The organism is Dyadobacter sp. 3J3 (genome assembly GCF_009801115.1).
Taxonomy (GTDB): Bacteria; Bacteroidota; Bacteroidia; order Cytophagales; family Spirosomataceae; genus Dyadobacter.
In genome coordinates, this window is sequence record NZ_VTOL01000005.1 from 322931 (window position 1) to 334588 (window position 11658).

At 40.5% G+C, this 11658-nt stretch carries 8 protein-coding genes; 4 read left to right on the forward strand and 4 right to left on the reverse strand.

From position 1 onward, the window contains the following. Nucleotide 1 precedes the first annotated feature (1 nt). Nucleotides 2–1600: an amidase gene (locus FZF08_RS13200; RefSeq protein WP_159469472.1), complete on the reverse strand. Its 1599-nt coding sequence runs from the start codon at nucleotides 1598–1600 to the stop codon at nucleotides 2–4. A 137-nt stretch (nucleotides 1601–1737) separates the two neighbouring features. On the opposite strand from FZF08_RS13200, the gene FZF08_RS13205 reads away from it, so the two are divergent. After that, nucleotides 1738–2760 carry a nucleoside hydrolase gene (locus FZF08_RS13205; protein WP_229216518.1) on the forward strand — a complete coding sequence of 341 codons (1023 nt, stop codon included), beginning with the start codon at nucleotides 1738–1740 and terminating at the stop codon, nucleotides 2758–2760. 99 nt (nucleotides 2761–2859) lie between these two features. Next, nucleotides 2860–3372 carry a hypothetical protein gene (locus FZF08_RS13210; protein WP_159469474.1) on the forward strand — a complete coding sequence of 171 codons (513 nt, stop codon included), beginning with the start codon at nucleotides 2860–2862 and terminating at the stop codon, nucleotides 3370–3372. 123 nt (nucleotides 3373–3495) lie between these two features. Here the strand turns inward: FZF08_RS13210 and FZF08_RS13215 are convergent, their stop codons facing one another. Genes FZF08_RS13215 through FZF08_RS13225 form a run of 3 tightly spaced genes read right to left on the reverse strand, consistent with a single transcriptional unit; the run spans nucleotide 3496 to nucleotide 7905 of the window. After that, nucleotides 3496–4302, reverse strand: a complete 807-nt coding sequence (locus FZF08_RS13215; protein WP_159469476.1) for an HpcH/HpaI aldolase/citrate lyase family protein — start codon at nucleotides 4300–4302, stop codon at nucleotides 3496–3498. Nucleotides 4303–4323: 21 nt separating this feature from the next. Further along, complete coding sequence (locus FZF08_RS13220; protein WP_159469478.1) at nucleotides 4324–6750, reverse strand: hypothetical protein; 2427 nt, start codon at nucleotides 6748–6750, stop codon at nucleotides 4324–4326. Nucleotides 6751–6798: 48 nt separating this feature from the next. Further along, the gene (locus FZF08_RS13225) at nucleotides 6799–7905 is read right to left on the reverse strand and encodes an acyltransferase family protein (RefSeq protein ID WP_159469480.1); all 1107 of its coding nucleotides are present in this window, start codon (nucleotides 7903–7905) and stop codon (nucleotides 6799–6801) included. Nucleotides 7906–8085: 180 nt separating this feature from the next. Between FZF08_RS13225 and FZF08_RS13230 the strand changes: the two genes are divergently transcribed. Then, nucleotides 8086–10680: a family 20 glycosylhydrolase gene (locus FZF08_RS13230; protein WP_159469482.1), complete on the forward strand. Its 2595-nt coding sequence runs from the start codon at nucleotides 8086–8088 to the stop codon at nucleotides 10678–10680. Nucleotides 10681–10811: 131 nt separating this feature from the next. Then, a complete protein-coding gene (locus FZF08_RS13235) occupies nucleotides 10812–11642 on the forward strand; it encodes an ROK family protein (RefSeq protein WP_159469484.1) in 831 nt (276 codons plus the stop codon). The last annotated feature ends 16 nt before the right edge of the window (nucleotides 11643–11658 follow it).

The following is an 11658-nucleotide window of genomic DNA, read 5'->3' on the forward strand; positions in this document are numbered from 1 at the left end:
TTTAAATATGGTTTATAAACTTCGGTGCAGTTCTTTTTTTTGAAGATTGTTCGTATCCATAAGCAATGCTTAAAAGTCCGGGTTCGTCAAAAGATCTTCCCAAAAAGGAAAGCCCGATTGGAATTTCACTGACCAATCCCATAGGTACGGTAATGGATGGATAACCTGCCATTGCCGCCGGACCGTAAGATCCGTAACCCGTCCAGAAATCTCCGTTTACCGGATCAATACACCAAGACGGACCCGTTGCCGGGCCACACAACGCGTCAAGTTTTTGCTCGTCCATAAGCCGGTCGATAATTTTTCTGACGCCGGTAATTTTTTCATACGCTTCCAGATATTTTGCACTTTTCAAATCGCCTCTCGTTTGTGATAGTTCCAATAGATCCTGCGGGAATATCGGCATTGCTTTTTCCTTATTGTCATTATTGAATTTAATGAGCTCTTCCAGAGATTTTACTTTGCCATTTGCTTTGCTGAGGTATGCATTCAAACCGTCTTTAAATTCATATTGGAGCAATTGTCCTTCGGAATTTCCAAGATCTTTTATTTTCACAAATTCCAGTTCAACTAGTATTGCACCTTTACTTTTCATCAAATCAATCGCATCTTTAAACAAAGAATCTACGCCTTCGTGTTTTTTGAGAAAGGTTTTTTCAATTCCAATTCTTTTTCCATTTAAGCCGTCGGCTTTTAAAAATGTCGTATAATCGGTCAACGCTTTTCCTTTGCTGCCCGCTGTCACTTCATCATTTGAATCAATTCCCGTCATTCCGCCTAAAAGTAAGGCGGCATCACGAACAGTTTTGCCAAACGGCCCGGCCGTATCCTGCGTTTTGGAAATCGGGATAATACCTGATCTGCTCACAAGTCCAACTGTGGGTTTAATCCCAACCACATTATTCATCGAAGCCGGACAAGCGATGGATCCGTTCGTTTCCGTTCCAACCGAAACAACACATAAATTGGCGGCAACAGCTACTGCCGAACCAGAACTGGAACCACAAGGAGAACGATCCAGTACATAAGGATTTTTCGTCTGTCCGCCGCGACTGCTCCATCCGCTCGATGAACGATCCGAACGAAAATTGGCCCATTCACTCAGATTGGTTTTTCCTAAAATTACGACCCCGGCATTTCGCAATTGTTTTACGACAAAAGCATCCGTTTTGGCAATATTACCTTCCAAAGCAATCGATCCCGCGGTGGTTTGCATTTTGTCAGCCGTGTCAATATTGTCTTTTAATAAAACAGGAATTCCGTGTAACGGTCCTCTGATTTTTCCGGCTGCTCTTTCCTTATCAAGTTCGGCTGCGATTTTTTGTGCATCCGGATTTATTTCAATTATGGCATTTATTCCCGGTCCTTTTTTATCAATTTCAGCAATATGTTCCAGATAAAGTTTTACCAGAGATTGTGAAGATTCCTTGCCTGTCTCCATCATATTTTTCAGATCATCGATCGTCAGTTCATTTAGTTTGAAGTCTTTTGCCGCACTATTTTTCGGGTGAATTGTTGTAGACTTGAAGTCGAACATGGTTATCCCAAAAAGTGACAAACCGGCAAATGAACCTGTATGAATAAATTTTCTGCGTTTCATAAATCTGTGACAAGAGTGAATCTAAATATACAGGCTTTTCGCCCGATCCTGATTATTTTTTTACAAGAAAAATTGTGAGGTCTGCAACAGAATTTCTGGCTTATCCGAAAGTATAAGTAAGGTTAATTTATGTTTACATGATTAAGTTTATGAATCCGCAATACATCCTTTCTATCAAAATGAAGTATTATTTAGCATCCTTTTTTCTTCTGGTAAATCTGCATTGTTCCGCACAAATTTCCCGCACCCAGCAAGTTTCCATGATTTTGGATACGGATATAGGGCCTGATTATGATGACGTTGGAGCCATCGCCGTGATGCACGCGCTGGCAGATCGGGGAGAAGTAAAACCGTTAGCGGTGATCGCTAGTAATCAAAATGCGTTGGTCGCTCCGACTATTGAAATACTGAACACCTATTTCGGAAGACCTGAATTACCAATAGCCGGGCCAAAAGGAAAGGCCCCGAATATGGGTGCATCGCAAAAATGGCCGGAAATGCTGGTCGATAAATATCCGCATAAAATAAAATCCACGGAAGAAACACCGGATGCCATTCAAACTTACCGGAAAATATTAGCCGCACAGCCTGATCAGAGTGTAACAATTGTTACAATCGGTTTTCTCACCAATCTGTCAAATTTATTGGAATCCGAGCCCGACAAGATTTCAACGTTATCCGGTATGGATCTTGTGAAAAGAAAAGTAAAAGAGCTGGTTTCAATGGCCGGAGGTTTTCCAAATGGCCGGGAATTTAATGTTTATATCGATTCAACAGCTTCTGAAAAAGTATTTTCCAAATGGCCTACGCAGATTATTTTCAGTGGTTTTGAAATAGGAAAAGAAATAAAAACAGGATTAAGATTGGTTGCAGACCAGAATTTAGACAGTCCTGTGAAAGGCGTTTATGCTTTGGCAATGCCGCAAAGTAAAGAGGATGAGCAGGGAAGAATGAGTTGGGATCAGACGGCCGTGCTCGTAGGAATCCGAGGCGCCCAGCATTATTTTGACTTGAAAAGAGGGAAAATGGTCATGGATGGAGCTAAAAATGCATGGCGCGACGACCCAATGGGGCCTCACGCTTATCTGACACCAGAAATGCCATTTAATGAATTGGCGATGATTATTGAAACTTTGATGATGTATCGGGGAGGAAAATAATTTCAAGATGTATTTAAACAAAGAAGACAGTTTCAAATAATGATAATATTCCCAATTTCAAAATATTAAAACCAACTTTAATCACCTCTAGCTAATTTTATGGAAGACTCTACAAATGAAGGAATGTCGCTATGGAAAAAAATCCTAATCGGGTTTGTACTTCTTGTGTTTACAGCCAATATTATTGATGGCTATTTTATTAAGCATGACTCGAAACCTGAGGAAGGTGTAAAAGCTTTGTTTAGTATTAAAGAAATATCAGGAAAATCAATAACTGATGTAGAGAAAATTTTTGGAAAAGGTCACCTAGAATCAAAGTGGAAAGATAAGAAATCTGGATGTAAGGCTTGTCCAAAATATTTGTATCAGGGAGGTAAATACGAAGTAATTTTTATAGATAAAGTTGCGGACAGAATAACTATTAATAAACTGAATGATTATGAGTTTACTAACAAGGCAATAATGGGGATAATAGGATTAAGTGAGGCTACCCCTTCTTTTCAAACAGATTTTGTTAAGCGATGGAATTTTCACGGAGGATATAGAGAGATTATGGCATTTGAGGAGAAAAATAAAGTCAACTATATTCTGATACTGTCAAAAGCTCCCTGAAATTTTAATAAGTAAGGAGTTAGTTTTTATTAGTGGTGGGACGCTATCTAATTGAAAACGAATTGTTGAAAGAGGCTATCCGAAAGAATTTGAGACAACCTCTTTGCTTTGAGAATGAAAACTTCAAACAACCATCGAAGTATTATCCCCCAGATTTTTCGCATCACCAACAGCTTCTTTTATAATATCAAAATCATGTCGCAAACGTTGTGCGAAAAGTGCAACATCGAAACTGTGAACTACAATATTGGCTCCTTCTTTAATCCATTGGATCTGGCGTTCCGGTTCCAGTGAAAAATGAATACCGATTGAAAGTCCTTTAGCCCTGGTTTTTTTGATAATGGTTTTCACCGAAGCTTCAAATTCAGGATGATCATATTGCTCCGGCAATCCCAGACTTACCGACAAATCATGAGGACCAATAAAAACGGCATCCAATCCTTTGACCGACAATAAATCATCCAGTTTTTCCATAGCCGGAACGCTTTCAATATTCGCTATACAAATATTTTCGGCATTATGATTTTCAACATAACTTTTTACAATTTCTGGAATCGGTTCGGTTCCGTTCAAATATTTTGTAAGCAATTCTCCTTTCAAAGGCCGGTATTTTGTTGCGCCAACAAGTTCCAAAACCTGATCAACCGATTCAAGATACGGAGCTACAATTCCCAAGGCTCCGCCATCAATTGCCTGACAAGCCAGAAATGGATCCGGACAGGGAATCCGTACGATGGGCGTAATATTCAAAGCACGGAATTGCTGACACAAAACTGCCAGCTCATTTCTACCCAATGGAATATGTTCGGTATCAATAAAAACGAAATCTACTCCGGTGCGTTTGATGGCAGCGGGCCACATCGGCCCCGTTGAGGTAATACAAGTTCCGTATACGTTTTCGCCGTTTTGTAATTTTTGTAAAAGTCCCATTTGACAATCTTGTTAAGATATTTATTTTTTAATCAACCAGATTTCCGTAACCTGTGATCCCCGTTCGCCTTCTCCGCAATTCCAGATAAATGTCACTACGCCATCTGCTGTGGCGGCTTTTGGTACATCAAATTCAAATATCGGCGTTTCTCCGGTTTGTAAGAAGTCGTGTACAACCTGGCCGTCGTCCGTAGTCATTTTCATGCGTGATCGGAAGCGTCCGGTATAAGCGATGCGTATGCGGTAATTCGCCTTTGCATCAAGTTCATTGTAATGAATTTTCAGCGGATGATCGTACAATGTTTTGGCCTGTTTCATCCAGACGCGAGGCGTTACCTGACCTTTAAATCCGGTTGCCTGGATTTCATCAACCCATTCTTCGCCTACCAACCCAACACCAAAACTTGTTCGTGGCGATAACAGACTTCCCGGATCGTCCTTCCAGCTCAAATTCTGAACAACGCGATACCAGCTTTCAGAATCTCCAAAATGATCATAAAAACCGCCGGGACCCGGATCAGTACGATGCAGCATTTCATTGATTTTTTTGAGTCTTTCGGTTTCGTCCGTAATTTTTTCAATTTGTACAAACTGATCCAAAAGCCAGGGTGCATCGTTCAGCGGCATATTGATCAAATCAATGAAATTACCCCGGCCCGACATGGCACCATGTTTTTTAATAGTCAATTGCGCGCCAATACTTTTAAATAAGGAATCTGCCAGGGAATTACATTTCGCCTGATAATCTGATAAAATCGGTTTTTTCCAGGCTGTTTCTAAAATCGCTTTTGCTTGCTGAATCGATGTCAACGATGTTCCGGCTTTCGCGTTTCCCAAAATCTCTTTTGCCTGGGATTCTAACGCTGTTTCATAAATTAATCGCTGGCGGGTATAAGCATCAAAATAAGCGCGGATTAATCCCATCTGAAAGCGGGCCGTTTGCTGGACTTTCAAAGGCGCCTGTTTTTCAATTTGCTGCCATTGTAATAAGGTACGGTCAACACTTTCATTGGTAAGTAATTCGCCCCGCCAGTTATTTTCAAGCGCGACAATTCCCTGTGCGAAATTTTCCGTAAAATCCGGGCTTATAAACAAACGTGCGTAGTCGCGAAGTGTTTCAATCACAGGCCTTTCAGGATCCCAATCCTGATCGCTCCATACAAATTTGTTGACGTCATCATTTGTTCCCTCGGAATAACTTATGCTGCCGACGCCATATTGGTCAAATGCATTATGGATCGCTTTTTCATCATGCGGACGAGGATTGATACTTTCCCGTCCTAGCGTCATGGCATAAGCCAGATCCCAGTTTGGAACAGGGTATTGCGAACTATAATTATGGGTGATATCGGGATAATGACGGATAGGAATTGAAGGTTTAACAAGTTCCCGGATTTTCTGAACCGGCAACTTTATCCAGGGGCCGAAAACGACACCTCCAAACCAGGAATATTCTTTATTAACATGACCAAAGAATGAATCAAACCACTTTTGCGTAGGTCGGAAAACCTGCGGCGAAACCCAGATTTTAGCATTTGGATGATATTTTTGTAATAATACAGCTTCTTTTTCCAGCCAGGCAAAAAGTACATCAGGCTCCAGATCTCCCGGGTCGCCGGCGGGTACAAAAACAGCATCCAGCTTTGGCAAAATGGAAAATATTTCTTCTCTTTCTTTTAGCTCTTTTTTGATAGAATCCGGATTTGCGTAATCTTTTCCAAGGTTAGGATACCAGATTGAAACGTTCAGACCATATTCTTTACATATTCTCGACTGTTCCATGATCATTTTTACCGCCGGTAATTTCATATGCGGACTGGTGAAATCATCGTCAGTCCGTGGCGGCATAATTTCAATGCTATTGGCACCAAAAAGCGCAAGATCTCTTATGTACTGATCAAATCCGGCTACTGTGAAAGCGTCATATGCATTTGTTTTTGGCCTGTATCCAAGCTGGTGACCGCGGATCGGATATCGTGGACTGGTTGCTATGGCGAGATTTTCTTCAACATGAATTTCACCCTGCCGTATTTCCATATTACGTAACAAACGGCCAACGCCATAAAGAATTCCTCTTGTATCTTTTCCAACAATAAGCACCGTTTTATCTGTTGGCAAAACCAAAAGTTTAAAACCTTCACTTTTGATTTCGGGCAATTTATTTAACGCCGTTTTATACGAATCTGCAAGTTTCAGTATATCGCTTTCCAAGGCAACGACAATAATTTGCTGTCCTGCTTTTGGTAGTTTTTTAACGATTTGATACTTGATACCACTTCGTTTTTCAATTTCATTTTGCAGCACTTCCAGACTTCTCAGTAAAGTATTTTTGTCGGAAATTGTCGTATAAATCTGTGCTTTTGAAAGATCAAGAGTTTGCGCTTTTGCATTTTGTGTAAATGGAGAGAAGTATGTAATGAATAAAAAAATGAAAATGTACTTATGCATAATAGTTAATATTTTGGAAACCAGATATGTATTGCCGGTTTATTCAAGTTATAGTTTGATAAAAACCTTTTTTCTGTAAAGAAGCAACGCGGGGATGAAATTGATTGAAACAAAAAGTAAAGCATAAATCAGACTTGCCAGTTTTGGAGCAAAACCTGCTGAAATGAAAGTATCTACAAAGTGCTGGTTCAGAGTTTTTTCGCCAAAAGGAAGGAGATAAAGGAAAAGCGCAAAAACATCCGCCAGAACATAAATGGTAATGGCATTTGCTCCAAAAATAACGCATGGTTTTGTACCTTTTTGATAACCTGAAATATCAACTACAAAATATAACGCGCCAAATAACAGCGCCGCAAATCCCGAAGTAACCAGGACAAAAGAACTCGTCCAGAGATTTTCATTTACCAGAAAACCCAGTCCCCAGAAATATCCGGCGGCTGCGGTAAAAAGACCAATTGTCATCAGATAACTTACTTTTTCAGTTGGGGGATAATTACTAAGCATCAATCTGCCAGCCAACATTCCGGTAATACCTGTTACGATGGAAGGAAAAGTGCTCAGGATTCCTTCCGGATCCCAGGTTCCCTGCCACATTTTTCCGGGTAAATACTGTTGATCGACCCAGGCTGCAAGATTTACACCGCGTTCGAGCATGACTTTCCCATATCCCGGAGTTGGGATTAATGTCATCGCAAGACAATAGAGAACCAGAATAGTAATGCCTATGAGTGCTTGTTGTTTCCAGTTGGTATTCAAAAATAAAATAGCACAAACTAAAAACACGATAGCGATTCTATGCAGAGTGCCGGTCCAGCGCAAGTTCATCAAATCAAAATCCGGCATCATGTTCAGAAACATACCTACTGCAAATATTTTGAAAGACCGGATGACGATCTTTTTATATAATTCGTTTTTAGGGCTGTCGTCTTCCAGTTTTTTTGAAAAAGCAAAAACGATGGAAACGCCTACAATAAAAAGGAAAAACGGAGCGACAAGATCGGTGAAAGTAAGTCCGTTCCATTTGGAGTGACTTAACGTGGCGTAAACAAATTCTTCACTTCCCGGAAAGTTTACGGTTATCATCAATGCAATGGTAAAACCGCGCATGGCGTCCAGGGAAACTAGGCGGGAAGGTGCATCACTGCGATTAATCATATTTTCCGTTTTTAGATTTATATACGGAGCTAAATATGTTAAGGGCTATCTTGTTAGGAAATCCTTTTAATAATGGTATGTTTTAATCAATTTGCAGTATTACAAATACGATTAGGCGGGATATTTTATTTCCGGGAAATAATTTTGAAAAATCCTTAACGAATCCATTAACCTTACAAAATGAAGAAATCGTTTTTATCAATTATTGCCTCGTTTATGCTGTTGGCCGCATGTAGTCCATCAGGTAAGTTTTCCAAAGAAGAAGCGCAGAAAATCGCGGTTTCATGGAAACTGGTTACAAACTTTACAAGCGTAGATGGTCAATTCAACGCCAAATTCACTATTAAAAACGGAGGCAATATTGCTCTGAATGATAAAAACTGGACTTTGTTTTTCAACATGTCGCCAAGGCCGATCCAAACAAATAAAACACCTGAACCAGGAATTGTTGAACATATCAACGGCGACTGGTACAAACTTAAACCGGGCAAAGATTTCAAATTAAATGGCGGCGACTCCATTACCATTAATTATACAGGTACCGAAGGCGTGATCAAAGAAACTGATGCACCAATGGGATTGTATTTTGTTTTTTATGACAATGATGGAAAAGAGCAGGATATCGTTGAAGTTGCCAATTTTACGGTTGAGCCTTTCACGACGAAAGAACAGATTTTGCGTGGGAAAATGGATTTGGAACCACTTCCAACTGCTGAACTTCGTTACAATCAAAATCTGGTTATGTCAACTTTGGGCGGAGATCAACTTCAAAAGATTATTCCGGCACCGGTTAAAGTGGTGAATAGTGCAAGGATTTTTAGTTTAAATAATGAAACCGCTATTTATTTCGAAACTGGTTTTGAAGGAGAAGCAAAATATTTAAGTGAAAAATTAAAAACGCTTACTGGCAAAGATTACGAACCGAAAAGTGGTTTGCCAGCTACTACGGTAACAAACGGAATTATTCTTAAATCCGGGAAAATTCAGGTTAACGGAATTTCCCGTGAAGCTTACAATCTGGGAATAAACGGTAGCGGAATCACGATTACTGGAAGTGATGCTGCCGGTGTTTTCTACGGGATACAAAGTTTATTGGCACTTGTTCCATTAGAAATTTATCAAAAACCAACTGCTTCCATCGCCTTAGGTTTTACACAAATTGAAGATGCGCCACGTTTTTATTTCCGAGGATTGCATCTGGATGTAAGCCGTAATTTCCAATCCAAGGAATCGGTAAAACGTATTGTTGATTTATTGGCGACTTACAAGGTAAACCACCTTTTATTCTATACAACAGAAGATGAAGGCTGGCGTGTAGAAATTGACGGTTTGCCTGAATTGACGAAAGTGGGTTCGCAACGCCAGCATACAACGGGTAAAGAAACATCTGTTTTGCATCCTTCTTACGGTTCTGGTCCGTTTGCAAACGCAGAAGGAAAATATGGAAGCGGATTTTATACAAAAGCAGATTTTATCGAAATACTGAAATATGCAAATGAAAGACATATCAAGGTTATTCCTGAACTGAATTTTCCAGGACACGCCCGTGCTGCAATCAAATCCATGGAAGCACGTTACGAGCGTTTGATGAAAGAAGGCAAAGAAAAAGAAGCCAACGAATATCGTTTGATCGATCCGGATGATAAGTCTGTTTACCTTTCTGCGCAGGCTTATAAGGATAACGTTGTAAGTGTCGGCCGTGAATCGACTTACCATTTTTTCGAAAAAGTAGTGGATGAAATGGCGAAAATGTACAAGGAAGCGGGTTTGACGATGGATACTTTCCATACCGGCGGTGATGAAGTGGCGGAAGGTGCCTGGACGGCTTCGCCGATGGCTGCCAAACTGATCAAAGAAAATCCGGAAATTAAAAGTCCTAAAAATCTACAGGCGTATTTTTTTAGAAGACTAGTGCCGCGTTTGGAAAAACGTGGTCTTAAAATCCATGGTTGGGAGGAAGTTGCGCTTACAAAAACGCCTGCTGGAAAATATCTGGCAAATCCTGAATTTTCTGGTCGCCAGGTAGTTCCTTATATCTGGAATAACGTATTTGATGTGGATTTGGGAAATCGTTTGGCGAATGCAGGCTATCAGGTTGTGCTTTGTAACGTTACCAATTTCTACTTCGACATGTCCTACAACAATGATCCGAAAGAACCGGGATTGTACTGGGCAGGTTTTGTAAATACGTGGGACAATTGGGCTTTTGCACCATTTGATATGTTCAAAACGACATATGCAACCGGCATGGGAAAACCGATGAAGGAAGAATTTGTCGGAAAAGAGAAGTTGAAACCGGAAGCCAGAAAAAATATTCTTGGTCTGGAAGCAGAGCTTTGGAGCGAAACGATCAAAGGAAGGGATATGATGGAATATTCAATCCTTCCAAAATTATTAGGGTTCTCAGAAAGTGCCTGGTCCAAGGAAAGAAGCTGGGAAAATATTGAAGATAAAACAACGCGCGACAAAGCAATTGCAACGGGCTGGAATGTTTTTGCAAATTCTATCGCACAAAAAGAAATTCCAAGATTGAGTTATTTGAATGGCGGTTACAATTATCGCTTGCCACTTCCGGGCGCTATTATTGACGGCGGAATGTTAAAAGCCAATGTGGACTTACCAGGATTAGCCATTCGCTACACAACGGATGGTTCGGAGCCAACTGAGCAGTCGGCGTTATATAGTAGTCCTGTAAAAGTTTCGGGTACTGTAAAACTGAAAAGTTTTGATAAGGCCGGGAAATCAAGTCGGGCAAGTATTATTGAGGCACAATAAATCCTATCAATCGCTATCAGTTTTCGCGTTAAAGTTTTTTTCAAATTAGTCCGAAAACTGATAGCCTGTTACTCACCAAAAAGACTATTACAAAAGCATATCCAATAAAATTAATCACTTCTGTTTTTTTGATGAATATAGGCGTAGATATCGGTGGGACCAACATGCGTGCCGGGATAGAATTGGGCGGATCCATTACGAGTCAAAGTAATGTGCTGCTCGAAAATAAGGATTCACTTTCTTCTACCTTGACCCAACTCATGGATTTAATTCGTCCCTATACCAAATATCCGGTAAAAGGGATAGGAATTGGTGTACCCTCAGTGGTCAATGTGGACAAAGGCATTGTTTACAATGTGATGAATATTCCATCCTGGGAAGAGGTAGCGTTGCGGGATTTGGTAGAAAAGGAATTTAATCTTCCTGTTTCGATCAACAACGATGTCAATTGCTTTACATTAGGAGAGCATCGTTTCGGCGCAGCAAAAAAATATAAATCGGTCGTGGGAATGGCAATTGGAACCGGTATTGGGTCAGGCGTTATCATTAATAATGAATTGTATCCCGGAAATAACTGCGGCGCGGGTGAAATCGGCATGCTTCCTTATCGGGATTCCATTCTGGAAAATTATGTTTGCAACCGGTTTTTTGAAGATACCATAGGAATGGATGCTTTTGACGCGCACGAAGCTGCGTTGAAGGGTGATTCCAAAGTCATAAAAATATGGGAGGAATTTGGTGTACATCTTGGTGTTGTCATTAAAACGATCATGTATACCTACGATCCGGAAGCGATTATTTTGGGCGGTTCTCTGACAAAAGCACACAGGTTTTTCAAAGCCACTATGCTGGATAGTCTGAAAGATTTTGCCTATCCCGAATCCATCAAGCGTCTTACCTTACTGCTTTCTGAAAATGAAAATATTGCTTTGTTAGGCGCAGCGGCACTTATGGATCAATAATCCTCTCATTCAAACC

What these genes read in the sequence shown, in the direction of transcription:
- FZF08_RS13205 (WP_229216518.1), top strand. Translation starts at nt 1,738, where the DNA reads ATGATTAAGTTTATGAATCCGCAATACATCCTTTCTATCAAAATGAAG.
- FZF08_RS13215 (WP_159469476.1), bottom strand. Translation starts at nt 4,302, where the DNA reads ATGGGACTTTTACAAAAATTACAAAACGGCGAAAACGTATACGGAACT.
- FZF08_RS13230 (WP_159469482.1), top strand. Translation starts at nt 8,086, where the DNA reads ATGAAGAAATCGTTTTTATCAATTATTGCCTCGTTTATGCTGTTGGCC.
- FZF08_RS13220 (WP_159469478.1), bottom strand. Translation starts at nt 6,750, where the DNA reads ATGCATAAGTACATTTTCATTTTTTTATTCATTACATACTTCTCTCCA.
- FZF08_RS13210 (WP_159469474.1), top strand. Translation starts at nt 2,860, where the DNA reads ATGGAAGACTCTACAAATGAAGGAATGTCGCTATGGAAAAAAATCCTA.
- FZF08_RS13235 (WP_159469484.1), top strand. Translation starts at nt 10,812, where the DNA reads ATGAATATAGGCGTAGATATCGGTGGGACCAACATGCGTGCCGGGATA.
- FZF08_RS13225 (WP_159469480.1), bottom strand. Translation starts at nt 7,905, where the DNA reads ATGATTAATCGCAGTGATGCACCTTCCCGCCTAGTTTCCCTGGACGCC.
- FZF08_RS13200 (WP_159469472.1), bottom strand. Translation starts at nt 1,600, where the DNA reads ATGAAACGCAGAAAATTTATTCATACAGGTTCATTTGCCGGTTTGTCA.